Source organism: Cloacibacillus evryensis DSM 19522, assembly GCF_000585335.1.
Taxonomy (GTDB): domain Bacteria; phylum Synergistota; class Synergistia; order Synergistales; family Synergistaceae; genus Cloacibacillus; species Cloacibacillus evryensis.
The window spans coordinates 2,258,933-2,272,823 of sequence record NZ_KK073872.1; the positions used below are offsets into that span (position 1 = coordinate 2,258,933).

A 13,891-nucleotide genomic window follows, 5' to 3' on the forward strand; every position below is an offset into this window, starting at 1 on the left:
CGGCGCCCTCTTCGTAGGAGATCCTCCTCTCCTGACATTCCTCGAAGAGGGCGCCGCCCTTTTTGCCGTATGCCTCACTACGCCGCTCCGCATCACCTGCAAATAAAAACGAAACAATAAAAATCTCATCAGTTTGCCCTTGTATATTTTGCGCGGTAAAAACTATAATATGCCCTGCTGCCCGCATTCAGCGGACAAATTGGGGATATGCCCCATGGCTATAAACATAAAACAGGAGGTCATTTTCATGCGGATAAAGACATTGCTGGCTTCGGCGGCTCTGGTAATACTGCTGGCGGTTCCGGCGTTTGCCGCGCCGCTGCTGATACAGGCGGACAGATACGAGGGCAATATATCAAAGAAAGGTTCCGCCGCCGGACGTACAGTCCTTGTGCTCAAATACGACGCCGTCACCGAAGCCCCGGTAAGCTATCTTGAGACGTCCACATCGGACTGGACAAATTGGACGAGGAGCAACGGGACCTTCGTCGTAAAGGATGACCGCTCCACCGGCGCGTCGCGATTCACGCTGATGCCCCGCGCCGCCGGCAAGGACCAAAAATTCATCAGAACATATATGGGCGCGAGCCTGCGGACCATGAACGCGGGAGAGTCCGGCGTACTGCCGCCGACGGGCGCGCAGCTGCTGAAAAACGGCAGAGAGATAATGCGCTTCCCCTCAAGCTACAGCGGGACCATCCCGGCGGCCTCCGGCCCGGGGATACTTCTGGAAGTCACGTTCCGGGCGGACCGCACCTTCCGCATAGCCGAAACCTATATCGACGAACCGGATGGAAGTAATAAGTTCTATGAAAGCGGACGCTGGTCCGTCGGTTTGAACGGCAAGACCCCTCTGCTCACGCTGGAGGCAAGGAGCGGACGGCGTTACTTCGCAATCGGCGATAAAAGTATCACGATGGTCGACGGCAGCGGGCGCCCAGCCGAGAGCAAACTGAACTACACGCTGAGAGAGGCTAAGGGCGGCGACCTTTTCAACAAACCCTTCCTTATGGAGGGCGAATACAGCCAGACATATGAAACGGGAATCTTCCGCGACGCCGCCACCGGCAGGAGGTATCTCGTGGCAAAGGGCGGCGGCAATGCCGGGCTGGAACGCGCCTATTCGGAAAAGGACAAGGGGCCGGGCGAATATCTGCCCGCACTGGTCACCGGCAGCATCGTCATCCGCAGCGGAGAGGACGACCAGCCCGAAGAGATGCTGCTGGTAAACCGGCTCGTCGCTCTTGGAATACAGGAGACCGCTCTGGTCAAGGGCGACTGGAAGATAGTCAGCGCCGGCGATGTGCCGGCGCCCGAAAACCCCGAGGGAGAAATTCCCTTCCTGAAGTTCGACACGGACGGACGCTTCTACGGATATGCGGGATGCAACCGCATCGCCGGCTCATACATCCTTTCTGGAATGAAGCTGACGCTGGACGGCCTCCTCAGCACGAAGATGGCCTGCCGCGACATGAGGCTTGAGGACGCGCTCCTGCAGGCGCTGCCGCATGTGCGCTCGTACGCGGTGGATAAGGGCGTACTGATCCTGAAAGGCCCGGACGGGAAGGTCCTGGTCAAGCTCACAGACGAGGGGACTGCCCGGTAAAAAAGTATTCAGCAAACAGTGCCGCGGTATAAACGGCGGAAACAGCATGCGGCCGGGCCGCCCGTAAATACGGGTCCGGCCGCTTTCGTTTACCAAAGCGCCGGCGTAAATAAAAACAGCGGCAAAAACTTAACGGCGATGACATTCGCACCATTTCTAATATAAAATAAGACAAAAGAACGGAGGAACGACATGAGACTCTTCATCGCAGAAAAAGCATCCCTGGCAAAGGCCATCGTCGAGGCCCACCCGGGAAGAATAAAATCACGCGACCGCTTATCCGTAACGATGGATAACGGCGACGTCGTCTGCTGGTCTGCCGGACATATTTTGACGATGCAGACGCCGGATATGATCGACGCCGAATATAAAAGATGGCGCGTCGCGCCGCTGCCGATAATCCCGCGGGAATGGCCGAAGTTTCCCGATCAGGAGAGAAAAGATCTGCTGGCAAATATCGGCAGGCTGCTCAAAGAGGCCGATACCGTCGTCCACGCCGGCGACGCCGACAGGGAGGGGCAACTGCTCATAGACGAGATACTTCACTATTTCAAGTTCAAGGGTGAGGTAAGGCGTCTGCTCATAACCGATTTGAACGCCTCCGCGATACAAAAGGCGATGGGTGAGATGCGCTCCAACCTGGATTACAAAAACCTTTCAAGCTCGGCGGAGGCGCGCCATCGCGCCGACTGGATATTCGGCTTTAACCTTACAAGGCTGTTCACCTGCACCACGGAAAGAGACAGGGGCGAAATAATCTCGGTCGGCAGGGTCCAGACGCCCACGCTTGCGCTCGTGGTAAACCGCGACCTGCTGATAGAAAACTTCATCTCCAAGCCCTTTTACGACGTCAAGGCGCGCAGCGTCATCAAGAACGGAGAGTTTATCGCCTCATGGAAGCCGAAGGAAGACCAGGAGGGGCTTGACGAAGAGGGCCGCATAATAGACAGGGACGCCATCTCCAGACTTGAGAAAAAGCTCGCCGGCAAAGTCGGCCGCGTCTCTGATTTTGAAAAAAAGAGATCACCGGCACAACCTCCGCTGCCGCATTCCCTGCCGACGCTGCAAAGCGAGGCGGCGAAGAAATTCGACATCTCCCCCGCCGATACGCTGAAGACCGCACAGCGTCTTTATGAGTTGAAATACACCACCTATCCGCGCTCCGACTGCTCATATCTCCCGGAATCGCTCTACGGGAAAAGAGAACGTGTCATTGAGGTCATAAAAAAGGCCAATCCGGAATACGAGGCATATAACTTCGACACGGAGCTCAAATCGGCGGCGTGGAACACCGAGAAGATCGAGGAGCACTTTGCGATCATTCCCACCGGTGAGATGCCGCAGGATTTAAGCGAAGAGGAGCGGACCGTCTTTGACCTCATAGCAAGACGATATGCCGCCCAGTTCCTCCCCGCGCAGGAGTTCGCGGTCGTCTCGCTCGAATACGACATCGAGGGAGAATTTTTCAAAGCCTCAAGCCGCCAGTGCGTAAAAGAGGGCTGGCATCTACTGTACGGCAAAGACAAGGATATGGACGACGACGAAAAGGAACCGGAGACAAAGATCCCCGACGCCGTGACCGGAGAGCCGGTGGGCGTCAGAGAGCTGATCATCTCGGAAAGAAAGACTGCGCCGCCAAAACATTTTACGGAATCGACGCTGCTTGACGCCATGAACCACATCCACCTCTACGTCGAAGCTCCGGAGGTAAAAAAGATCCTCAAAGAGACCTCCGGCATCGGGACGGCCGCCACCCAGGCGAAGATCATCGAGACGCTCCAGCAGCGGCAGTTCATCGTCAAAGACAAAAAGGCGCTCATCTCGACGCCGAAAGGGCGTAAGCTCATCGAGGAGATCGACGACATGCTGCGCAAACCAGATATGACGGCGCTCTGGGAGGCGGCCCTGCGCGACATCCAGGAGGGCCGGAAGGACCCGGATTCATTCATAAGCGAGATCGCGGATACCGTAAGAAAAATGACCGAGCAGCGTAAAAAGACCGCCAGGGAATATATCCCCGCCAGACCGCAGGGAGAAGAACCGCAGGGAACTCAATGTCCCGGATGCAAGGGGAACCGCATGCTGCCGCGCGTCGGCAGGAACAAGAAGAACAAATTCTGGGCCTGCAGCGATTGTGGGCTGATCCTTTCCAACGAACGGGGCAAACCCCAGAAGACGGCATCATGCCCCCTCTGCGGCCACCTGTGCGTGCGCATAAAGGGAAAACGCGGCTGCTTCTGGCTCTGCCGAAACCAGGAATGCAAAAAGACCTTTGAGGACAACAGGGGGAAACTGGCGGCCCCGAAACCTTAACTACTTAACTTAAATAAAAAGGGGCCGATTCTGATGAACCGGTCCCTTGAGATATCTGGTCGGGATGAGAGGATTCGAACCTCCGACCACCTGCACCCCATGTTTATTTTAATGACGCACAGTAACTTTTTAGTTTTTCTTTTATCTCACAAAATAGCTATATAACTTGATTTTTCGATTTTTTTAGCTTACAATGCGTTATATAGTTGCAAGGCGCGTCAAAAGCGCGAGGTTAAATACAGGTTAAAGCGGAGGGATAGTAATGCCGACGGTGAAATTAACTCAAACATACATCAATAATCTTCCTATACCTGAAAAAGGATATTGGATACTAGATGTAACTATGCCGGGATTACGTCTTTATGTTGGCAAACAGAGTAAAACCTATTATCTAAAATATAAAAATGCTAAAGGTAAGAGCGATTCTTTCAAAATTGGCGATGAGCGGCTATTTACGCCCATACAAGCGCGGGAGGCCGCCAAGAAATTTCTCTCTGAAATGGCCGTGGCGGGGACAGACATTAAACGGGAACGCAAAAAGGAAAACAAACCAACCGTAAAAGAATTGTGCGACGCATATATAGCCGCAGGTGGGTCTAAATTTACTGACGTAATGGCAAGAAGTCTAACAGAGTTTTTAGATCGCGCAGCGGAAGAGATTACGCCAATAGAGATAGAAACATGGCGCACAAATGAAAAGAAACGAACCGGCAATAAGGATGCTAGTCTAAATAAAAAGGTCTGTAGCCTAAAATCTATCTTAAATTTTTCGGCAGACCGAGGATTGATCGCAGCGAACCCGTTGGCAAAAGTGAAGAAGCTCAAAGAGGTAGATTCAAAAAAGAAGATTCGTTACCTATCTGCCGACGAACGACCGCGCTTCATGGCGGCGCTGGACAAATATGACAAAGAACAGCGAGAGATGCGCCGCCGCACCCGGCTTCACGCCAAGGGTAAAGACCTTCCCTCTATGGAGGGGTGGGCTTTTGCAAACTATTTCAAGCCGCTCATTATTGTGGCGCTCAATACCGGCATCCGCCGCCATGCGCTTTTGTCGCTTCGTTGGGAGGATATTGACCTTGTGCATGGTAATATCACGCTTCGCGCTGAGACTGCGAAGAGCAAAAAGGAAGATATCATACCGATAAACACGACGGCGAAGGCGACGCTTGAAGCATGGAAAAAACAACGCCTCGATGAGAGTAACCCTCTTGTCTTTCCGTCGCCCCAAGGTGGCGGCGTTATGCACGATTGTAACAGCTCGTTTGAATGGTTGTTGAAAGAAGCCGAGATAAAAAATTTCACATGGCACGACATGCGCCATGATTTTGCCAGCCGCCTTGTGATGGCCGGCGTCGATCTCAACACCGTGCGTGAGCTCATGACGCATTCAGATATAAAGATGACACTCAGGTACGCGCACCTCGCCCCCGAAAAGAAAAAAGAGGCTGTGGAAAAAATAGCAAAATAGGGCCGCAAATGCGGCCCTATTATTGAACGTGCAACTCTTGTCTTATTGCCTGTTGGAGTAAAGCGGAATAGTTGAGCTTCTGCTCCTCCGCAAGTTCCGCAAGATAGGCCGGAATCGTAAGGGTCTTTTTTACCGCTTTCTGGCTCCATGCCCGGCGAACTGGGGGCATGAAGGCAACCACGAGCTGAGTAACGGAATCATCGCTCTGATTTAACGGTATATCGCTGGGAGCAGGGATATTCTCCTTGCCTTTTTCCAGAAAATAGAGACAGTCCTCCAGCGTATATTTCGCATGGTCAATGGCCTCCTCCAGCGTATCCGCCGAGGTGAAGCAATTATCCAAATCAGGAAATCTTACATCCCACATTCCCTCCTCATCCTTAGAAAAGATGGCGGGAAAAATATAGCGGTCAGGATATTTTTTCATGTTATCAACTCCTTTGTTTATCTTTTTGTCCAAAGGGGCCGGGGCTATTTAAGCCCCAGCGCCTTCTTTATTGCCTGATCCACTCCGATGGAGATTTTATAGGGGATTGGAAAACCTCTTTGTCCTTCTTTGGAGGCCCAGTAATGGCTTCCTTTTCCCCGGCTCTCTGTTACCGTCCAGCCAAGTTCTCTTGCTATCTTTACGAACTCGCTTTGCGTGTATCTTTTATTGGCTGGATATTCTTTTTTCACTGTTGAGCCGCCTCCCTTCGATGAATTAATTATAGCACAAATACGATACGTGTCAATACGTATTAATTAGATGAAGGCACAAAAAAAGATAAATGTGCTAATCTTTGTATATTGCCCCTGTTGGCAGCAGCTTTGTAAAGTCGTTCGCGTATTCTTCGAGATTCTCTTTTTCCTGCTGCCAAAAGCCGCTTGCCCAGGCAAAAAAGCCTAGGATGGCCAGAGAGGTAAACGGTACAACTCCCTCTATTTCCCCCGGAACGGAAAAGAGCGCGCATAACCTCGCGATCTGCTCATCGTTCCACTGTAGGTGTGCTCCGCCGCCATAACGGAGCCACTGTTCGAGCTCACGGCTGCAATATATTATCGGCGGCAGCGCGTTGTCGCGCGCAAAGAGGATCACCGCCTTGCGCTGTTCCGGCTTCAGGAGCGCGAAGCTGCGGCGGCAGCCGTTTTCGTATTCTTCCTCGGCAACTTCAAAAATTCTATTCGCCGAAGCCCCGAGGCTCCTTGATGAGCAAGGGAAACGGGCGAGGAAGTCGGCGTCTTTTAGCTCGATCTTCGCCGTTTTGGGCTTCATTATTGTATTGTCGTACTTCGTAGTATCTTTCATATTCATCCACCTCGCTGCAATGTCGAATTTCTATAGGTTTTCCCTGGAAATCATATGGTTCGTTGCGGAGCGTAAAAAATGTCCAGGCAATAAATTTATCTGGCATCGTAATCATATAGAACGGATCAAGTTTTTCATATCCGTTCGTGCCTTTTATCATAATGCTAGATACCCCTAATGATACACGGTATCCTTCACTGGAGATGCCGCCGCGCTTCCATGTCTGGGTTTTAAAATCAAAAAGCGTTTCCCATACGCGCCTGGCAGCATCGAATCCGTGCAGAGGGAAAAACATCCGCTGACGTTCCAAAAAGATAGGATCGCGATCATCCATCCCCCCAATATTGCAATATGGGAGATCATTTCTATCCAAAAACAAAAAGCACCCGTCCGCCGGCGCATCGTATTGTTTTATTATGCGATTGTAGCGAGCAAATATATTTCGATAAAACATTATCTTCCAGGGGCCACGCTTCATTCCAGCCATTTCTCTCCAGATATATCCCGTGCCGCGCTTTTCTACCTCAACTTCCCGGTACAGTCCCCTCTTGCGGTCGTACTCCACAGCTGGTATGATTTTACTCACTCCTTTTGTAGGATGCCGCCCCTGAAACTCCCGTGCGTGGGAAGGGGCGGCTTTTCGTTTTTTGTTACTCATTCTTAAATGCCATATAAAAAACATAGATTTCAATCCACATGGGCAGGCCCATGGCTTTTTTATATTAGGCGGCCTCGTTTATCAGCCGTTTAATATCAGATTCGTCAGCCCTGATGTTCAGGAGCAGGAAGGGGAGGTCTGTATTTTCCGTCGTATGCGCCGCGAACAGAGAGGCAAACTCTTCTTTTTCCGCGAGGGCCAGGGCCTTGTCGCGGCTGACTTCGTGCATGTCGTTTTCGGCGATAACGCGGAAGGTGTCGTTCAGCATGTTTTCAAGGACAGTTTTGAGGGTGGGTTTCTGGATATCGACCCGCAAGGCAACCTGCCCCTTGCCGAGATTTTCCAGCGTAGAATCCAAGCGAAGCAACGTGCCGCGTTCGTTGCGATATTCGGCGGCGGCATCATACTGCTCCGCATCTATTATGTAGGCTACAGCAAGCCCGCTCTTCGCCGTATAGAACTCCTCCGCCATTGCCGCTACTTCCTTACCGTTCTGATAGATTCTTTCGTTTTTCATTGTGTTTTTCTCCTTTTTATATGAGCGGTGCATCGCTCTTATTTAATAATGATATTATAGTGCTTATATAGCACTATGTCAAGCGATTTCGACATAATATTAGTGCCAATTTAGCACCAATAATATGCCAAAGAGATTTTTAACAAAAAAAATAGGGGCGAGCTCCCGAAGGAACCCGCCCCGTGCTGAGCATATATAGCGATTAGTTGCCCGGTGGACTCACCAACTTTCTTATTTTATGCCTCTTTTCTTTATTTCTTCTTCGATCCGGCGATCAATGTTGGACAGATCGACATCTTTTAGAGATGGTGATTTTAACGTTATTGTTTCTGCCGTTTTATTGTGCGCGCCAACCGGCGTTGCATCGCCCTTGGCGGCGGCCGCCTCGACCAACATTTTGCTCGGACTTTTTAGCTGCCCGTTGGGATAATAAAATTCGTTGTTGTCCATGTATTTTTTACCGAGCAGGGCCGCCACGATGCCGCCGACTAAGGCGATAACGGAATCCGGCAGAGGCACCTCCGGAACTGTCGCGCCGAAAGCCCGCGCCCATGGGAGCAGAATATAGTTGTTGGCGAGCGAGAATACAAACACCCAGATGATCGCGGGGATGGCCCCGGCTACGAAGATGCTCTTGTTGGATAGCATCGCCTGCAGCACGCCCATGCGGGCCATCGTGTCTTGCGCGTCGAGCTTCGCCATCTCGAGCTTGAGTTCTTGTTGCTTGTTCGGGTCAGGGATGATTTTGTCTATTACCCCGGAGATGCCGGGGATGAGTTCGAGTACGTTCATTTGTCTTCCTCCCTCACATCGATTTTAAGCCGCTGATACACCAGCCTCTTAAAGGTGTCCTGGAGCCACTGCAGGCCGATGAATATCGCGCCGCCGACAACGCCCATGCAAAAGGCGTATGGGTAGCCCATTCCGCGCATGAGCAGGCCGAGGATGGAGCCCTGCACCACCGCAAGCAAAGCGCCGATAAGCAGCTTCGATGCCATAAAGGGTTCTACGCGCCAGTGGAGTGCGAAGTATTTGGCGGTAGTGGCGATGAGAGCCGCCCCGCCGCAAAGCAACACGGTGTAGAAGATATCCCGCAGCACCCCTTTGATTTCATTCCCGATCTCCTGCATCGGTATCAGCCCCTTTCGATGTATTCCTTTATGCCCGCGGCGATCGCGGCCGCCGCTTTCTCCTGCCACGCGGCGGAGGTAAGTTTTTCGCGGTCGGCGGCGTTGCTGATGAAGCCCAGCTCCACGAGCACGGCGGGCTTTTTAGTTTCGCGCAGCACATGGTAGTTGGCCGCTTTGATTCCCCGCCCCGCCATGCCGGAGGCGGCGAGCAGTTTTTTGTAGATGGCACTCGCCGCGGCAACCGATCTATCGCTCTGGCTTGTGTGCGTGTACACCTCTACGCCGTTAGCCTTTTCGCTCGTTGCGCTGTTGCAATGGATAGATACCAGGATATCCGCCTTGCTGCGGTTGGCGTAGTCGGTGCGCTCCGGCAGCGCCACGTAATTATCGGCGGTGCGCGTATATACCACGGTGTGGCCGGCCAGTTTGCCGCCGATCAACTTAGCCACGGAAAGCGCAATATCCTTCTCCGGCACCCCTCCGGCGCAGGCTCCGGGGTCTTTGCCGCCATGGCCGGCGTCGATACAGATTGTTTTCGGCTTGCCGGCAGCGTTCGCGGATAGGGCGGCAGCGTTCTCGATTTCCGGCGCTTTCGGCCTGTTTTTCGCACCATCGTTCGCGGCGTAGATGCCGAGCACATCGATCGCGATCGCGGCGTTGGCGTCGGAGAGATATCCCTTTTCGATCGCATACAGCAGCGCGGTTTTGAGTTTCAGCTCCGCCGCCTCCGCGCCGAAGATCTCCGGCGCGAGCCTTACGGCGGTCTCGGCGAGGCGGCGGAAATACTCTTTGTCGGTAGCCCATTTGTAGGGGCCGGTGAGCAGGCCATCAAACACGCCCCAGAAGTTATCGCGGCGCTCATCGCAGAGCGGGTACATCTTGGCGATCTTGGCTTCGTAATCGGCGAGGAAATCGGCGATTGAATCGTATTTACGAAACGCGCTCTCGGCGTTGTACTTGTCGCCGTCGGCGCTCTGCTCCCACGATACCTTGTTGTAGATCGCACCCTGCCAGCCAGAGCCCTTTTTTATTCCCGCGCAGTTGTTCGCCGCCCAGCATAGTTCCGAGCTCCACGGCTTACCGGCCTCGCGCGTTTCATGGTGGCATTGGCAAAGCGCGGCGAAAGCGTTCAGCTGCGGGCGCTGCTGCGCAAGCGCGAAAAATGTTTTGTTGTCCATATCATTGCTCCCTTCTGAATATAAAAAAAAGAGCCTCTCGGCTCTCCGTGCTCCTTGCTTACTTCCAGAGGCCTATGGCTGTTATGTTTATTGTAAAATCGGTTATCACCGCGTTGCCTCCTATTTTCAGAGAATTTGCTGCATTTATGTCACTTGATTTTGCACCTGTGTTAAATATGGTGGGCGTTCCGTAAGATAAAATATAACCTATCTGTACATTATAGTTATCTGCGCTTGTAGCAAATGCACAAACAGTAATTGTTTTAGTACCATCTGCTACAAAGTTGGCAGGAAAAACATAATCACTGTAACCCCAAAATATATCGTCTGGCGCGATGTTTTGATTGCTTTTTTTAACTGTACTTGTGCATATCATTGTGCCATCAGCGAATTTTGTGTACCTCCCATTGGCATTCTCGCCGCTCTCGATCACCGCGCTTCCCATAGCCCCCACGATCGGCAGCTGTGAGATGTCCACTAGCCCATCGATCAGCGCGGGAGATTCGTACTGCTTTACGAGTACGCCGTTTATCCGCTTATAACGCACCACTTTCTTAGCACACATGGCGCGTTACCCCATTGTTTACGTGCTTACTGGGATTGCCCCCCCCCCGTAAGCATTTACGAGTTGTTAGCATTGTCTAAAACCTCCCATGTGATAGCGTCAAGCTCGGCCTGTGTCGCGGCGGCCGTGATCTCGGTGTCTAGCAGTTGCTGTCTGCCGATCACGGCGGCGGAGAGCGCGCCGTAGCTTGCCACGTTGGCGAGTATCTTTCCCACGAGCACGGCGGTTTCGATACCCCGCGTAGTGGCGATTGCCGCGACAAACTGCGCCGCCTCGGTTTCTGTGTTGCCGGCGGCGTAATCCTTCGCGCCATGCTCCTGCTTGCTCCAACTCTCGATCTCCGCTCCGGTGTAGTTCGCCTTCACCTCGGCGAGTACGGCGTCGCCTGCCGCCCATATCTGGCGGCGCTTCGCCTCTTTTGCGCGCGCAAATTTCATCTCGGGCGTGTCTAGTTTTGTCCAGTTAATGTTTCCCATATTTACCAGTCCTTTCTATTTCCAGCGGCCTATGGCAACAAATTTTGCCCTTCCGTTCAGCAGCGGCGTGTTGCCACCCAAAGTTTGGCAGCACATCTGGCAATAAGTAGTTCTTTCGCCGTTACTGACAGGGGCAAATAGGAACGACGTTGCCAAAGTAGTATCTGTATCTCCCATATAGATTGCAACAGAAGGCAAGACAATAGGCACTGCTGCAAATGCTGCTGGATATGTAAATGTTTGCATAACACCAGGGTCACTTCCAAAAGGAATATATACAGACCAGCAGTGCATCGTACCATCCGCAAATTTGACATATTCTCCGTTGGCGTTAGAACCGCGCTCTATTATGGCGCTTCCTATCGTCCCGACAACCGGCAACAAAGAGATATCTATTTTATCCCCATCTAACATCGGCAGCTCGGCCACAGTCTCAAGTCCATCCGCCGTGCGCCTCTGCACAAGATATTTCTCAGGCATAGTGCGCACACTCCAAAATGTTAACTATGGGACATATGTTACCTAGGAGCGCCCCCCCCCCCTGGCTACATTACAAGTTGTTATCATTGTTACGTCCTCCTGTCATTCTCCTATACAACTTCTGGCTCAATAGCCTGGTCTTCGGCACCTAATTCATCTATCGCTATTACCTGCCCGGATGCATCGACATATACGGGTTTGGGAAACCGCTGCTCTTCCGTCGCATTGCTAGGTATCGGGAATAGCAGTGTCAGTTCAATAGTGTCTCCGCTGCGCGCAACGTCCGACACTATAAACTCCGTGGCAAAAGCATCGCAAGGCAATGTCGCCCCGTCTTGCAGAGGTTCAAGGTCAAAAGTTTGGCCGTTTATGATTATTGTCGAGCCGCTGACAGATACAGATAAGGTATCCTCCCGCACCTGTGGACTAAGGTTGATTTTGAACATTTTTATCTCTCCTTTACACGCTTTTTACTCAGCCACACATCATTAGTCAGGTGGTGGCCTGTGATTTGGGTATTTATGCTTTTTGTCTTATTACACGAGTATTAGCCTATTGTTTCCGAGCCCGCTCTGTGTCGCGCTTGACACGTGCATATTGGGTGCGCTGGCGTCGGGGGCGATCATAGAGAGCGGCTCGAACGCCAATGGGCGATACATATAAGTATGCGGACAATAAGATGATATGCACGCAAGTTGTTAGCCGGGTAGCGATGACGGTTGCTCAAAGGGATGGTGTGCGTGTAAGTTGGGCATACCCTGTGTAAGTCGTAGATATGGAAGATTTATGTAGAATAGACCAGGTGTCAGGTTGGTCATCAAATATATTCGTGGCGAATTTGTATCGGAATATAATGACATATGCTTACGGTGGATGTTTTGCAATTAGCGGTGAGTGGAGTTTCACAGGCGCAACATATGTAGTTCAGATAGCCATAGGCAGATGGAAGGCGTGAGGCTATTTCCAGCGGCCTATAGACCTCCATTGAATAAGGAATGTACCAGACCTCGCCGCGATATCAAGAACTCTAACTATTAGCTGATTTGATGATTTTGCTAAACAAGAACACCATGCAGATTGTGTAGGAAATTGAACAGACGCAATATTCACCACGTTATCATTCACATATTGCGCCGGATATGGTATCCACACAGAACCTTCATATATGTTGCCGTAAACCGTAAGTGTCAGCTCAACGCCAAGTACACCGTAGCATTCCATTGTTCCATTGGCGTATTTTATCCAGCTCCCGTTGGCGTTTGCGCCCTCTTCAATAATCGCGCCATCGGCGCACGCACCGACGATGCGCATACACTCAGCCGGAAGCTTCAGCTCGGCATCGAGCACCGGAACCTTCACCTTGCCTCCCAGCGCGCCGAGCACGTTTTTGGCTATCGTGTATATCTGCATATCTCTACACCTCCTCCAGCCGGTCGATGATGTCGCCGTCCTTCGTGGCGGCCAGTATCTGCGCGTCGGTCTCGCCGTTTATAAACAAATGTGTCCGCTGGGTGGCCCCCGCTGGCAGCCATCCGAGGTCTATCTTGCCGTCCGCCCCCGCCTTCGGCACCTGTCCCGCCGCCGGAAGCAGAGAGGCGATAGGCACCTGCGCCGCGCTGCTGGCCGCCTGTGCAGCGCTTGCCGCCGCGTTCGTGGCGTTGGTCTGGGCGGCGTTTTTTGCGGTCTCGGCGGCATTTTTTGCCGCGACAGCATCGGTCTTTGCCGTCTCGGCTGCGTTTTTAGCGTCTATCGCCGCCATCTTGGCGCTGGTCGCCGTGCCGGAGGCGGATACCGCCGTCTGGCGCGCCGTCTGCGCGTCGGTGTTGGCGGCCTCCGCCGTGGCGGCCGCCGTCTCCGCTCTAGTGGTGTAGCCGAGCGCGTCGGCGAGCACGGTTTTACATTTTTGCACGAGCGAGGCTACCAGCGCCGAGAGGTATGGCGTCGTGTGCTCGCCCGCCAGGTTCCAGAGGGCGTATTTCGCGCCTGTCGCGCTGGTGCCGCCGTAGTTGGCGGTCAGCGTCAGGTGCGAGTCGTCCGTTACACTCAACACCTCATAGTGAGGCGAGATCGCCGCGCCGCTGGCATCCACCAGCGAAAAGCTATCCCCCGGCGTGATCGCTCCGTTGCCCCACGTGGTGCCCGTGCCGACCACGTCCGGGCTGCCGTTAGTTACGGTTACAGTTCCTGTTTTGTACCATGGCATGGTTTA

General features: G+C 52.8%; 17 protein-coding genes. 3 read left to right on the plus strand and 14 right to left on the minus strand.

Annotation, left to right across the window (positions count from 1 at the left end; translation table 11 throughout):
• The first annotated feature begins 247 nt into the window (after positions 1–247).
• The 3 genes from CLOEV_RS16065 to CLOEV_RS10000 all read left to right on the plus strand — a co-directional run bounded on the left by CLOEV_RS16065 (position 248) and on the right by CLOEV_RS10000 (position 5,390).
• Positions 248–1,606, plus strand: coding sequence for an META domain-containing protein (locus CLOEV_RS16065; RefSeq protein WP_169732218.1), 1,359 nt, complete (start codon positions 248–250; stop codon positions 1,604–1,606).
• 192 nt (positions 1,607–1,798) lie between these two features.
• Positions 1,799–3,919, plus strand: a complete 2,121-nt coding sequence (locus tag CLOEV_RS09995; protein ID WP_034443475.1) for a DNA topoisomerase 3 — start codon at positions 1,799–1,801, stop codon at positions 3,917–3,919.
• Between the two features lie 262 nt (positions 3,920–4,181).
• A complete protein-coding gene (locus CLOEV_RS10000; protein ID WP_034443478.1) occupies positions 4,182–5,390 on the plus strand; it encodes a tyrosine-type recombinase/integrase in 1,209 nt (402 codons plus the stop codon).
• A 19-nt stretch (positions 5,391–5,409) separates the two neighbouring features.
• On the opposite strand, the gene CLOEV_RS10005 is transcribed toward CLOEV_RS10000, so the two are convergent.
• The 14 genes from CLOEV_RS10005 to CLOEV_RS10065 all read right to left on the minus strand — a co-directional run bounded on the left by CLOEV_RS10005 (position 5,410) and on the right by CLOEV_RS10065 (position 13,885).
• Positions 5,410–5,817: a type II toxin-antitoxin system HicB family antitoxin gene (locus CLOEV_RS10005; protein WP_034443480.1), complete on the minus strand. Its 408-nt coding sequence runs from the start codon at positions 5,815–5,817 to the stop codon at positions 5,410–5,412.
• Positions 5,818–5,861: 44 nt separating this feature from the next.
• Entirely contained in the window at positions 5,862–6,068 is a 207-nt protein-coding gene (locus tag CLOEV_RS10010) for a type II toxin-antitoxin system HicA family toxin (RefSeq protein WP_008710032.1), read from the minus strand.
• Between the two features lie 97 nt (positions 6,069–6,165).
• Positions 6,166–6,645: a hypothetical protein gene (locus CLOEV_RS17055; protein ID WP_169732219.1), complete on the minus strand. Its 480-nt coding sequence runs from the start codon at positions 6,643–6,645 to the stop codon at positions 6,166–6,168.
• Positions 6,551–7,336, minus strand: coding sequence for a hypothetical protein (locus tag CLOEV_RS16850; protein WP_156938399.1), 786 nt, complete (start codon positions 7,334–7,336; stop codon positions 6,551–6,553). Before CLOEV_RS16850 ends, CLOEV_RS17055 begins: the two co-directional genes overlap by 95 nt.
• A gap of 64 nt (positions 7,337–7,400) precedes the next feature.
• Positions 7,401–7,853, minus strand: coding sequence for a hypothetical protein (locus CLOEV_RS10020; RefSeq protein WP_034443483.1), 453 nt, complete (start codon positions 7,851–7,853; stop codon positions 7,401–7,403).
• A gap of 231 nt (positions 7,854–8,084) precedes the next feature.
• The gene (locus CLOEV_RS10025; protein WP_034443485.1) at positions 8,085–8,645 is read right to left on the minus strand and encodes a 3TM-type holin; all 561 of its coding nucleotides are present in this window, start codon (positions 8,643–8,645) and stop codon (positions 8,085–8,087) included.
• Positions 8,642–8,983, minus strand: a complete 342-nt coding sequence (locus tag CLOEV_RS10030) for a hypothetical protein (RefSeq protein ID WP_034443486.1) — start codon at positions 8,981–8,983, stop codon at positions 8,642–8,644. Before CLOEV_RS10030 ends, CLOEV_RS10025 begins: the two co-directional genes overlap by 4 nt.
• Positions 8,984–8,988: 5 nt before the next feature.
• On the minus strand, positions 8,989–10,161 hold the full coding sequence (locus CLOEV_RS16070) for an N-acetylmuramoyl-L-alanine amidase (RefSeq protein WP_051485021.1): 1,173 nt from the start codon (positions 10,159–10,161) through the stop codon (positions 8,989–8,991).
• A gap of 58 nt (positions 10,162–10,219) precedes the next feature.
• Positions 10,220–10,726 (minus strand): hypothetical protein, encoded by a 507-nt coding sequence (locus CLOEV_RS17060; RefSeq protein WP_034443489.1) that lies wholly within the window; start codon positions 10,724–10,726, stop codon positions 10,220–10,222.
• Between the two features lie 56 nt (positions 10,727–10,782).
• Positions 10,783–11,202 carry a hypothetical protein gene (locus CLOEV_RS10045; RefSeq protein ID WP_034443491.1) on the minus strand — a complete coding sequence of 140 codons (420 nt, stop codon included), beginning with the start codon at positions 11,200–11,202 and terminating at the stop codon, positions 10,783–10,785.
• A 15-nt stretch (positions 11,203–11,217) separates the two neighbouring features.
• The gene (locus tag CLOEV_RS17120; protein ID WP_051484837.1) at positions 11,218–11,682 is read right to left on the minus strand and encodes a hypothetical protein; all 465 of its coding nucleotides are present in this window, start codon (positions 11,680–11,682) and stop codon (positions 11,218–11,220) included.
• 110 nt (positions 11,683–11,792) lie between these two features.
• The gene (locus tag CLOEV_RS10055) at positions 11,793–12,128 is read right to left on the minus strand and encodes a hypothetical protein (protein ID WP_051484836.1); all 336 of its coding nucleotides are present in this window, start codon (positions 12,126–12,128) and stop codon (positions 11,793–11,795) included.
• A gap of 511 nt (positions 12,129–12,639) precedes the next feature.
• Positions 12,640–13,092 carry a hypothetical protein gene (locus CLOEV_RS10060; RefSeq protein WP_034443494.1) on the minus strand — a complete coding sequence of 151 codons (453 nt, stop codon included), beginning with the start codon at positions 13,090–13,092 and terminating at the stop codon, positions 12,640–12,642.
• Between the two features lie 4 nt (positions 13,093–13,096).
• On the minus strand, positions 13,097–13,885 hold the full coding sequence (locus CLOEV_RS10065; protein WP_156938400.1) for a hypothetical protein: 789 nt from the start codon (positions 13,883–13,885) through the stop codon (positions 13,097–13,099).
• Positions 13,886–13,891 lie beyond the last annotated feature (6 nt).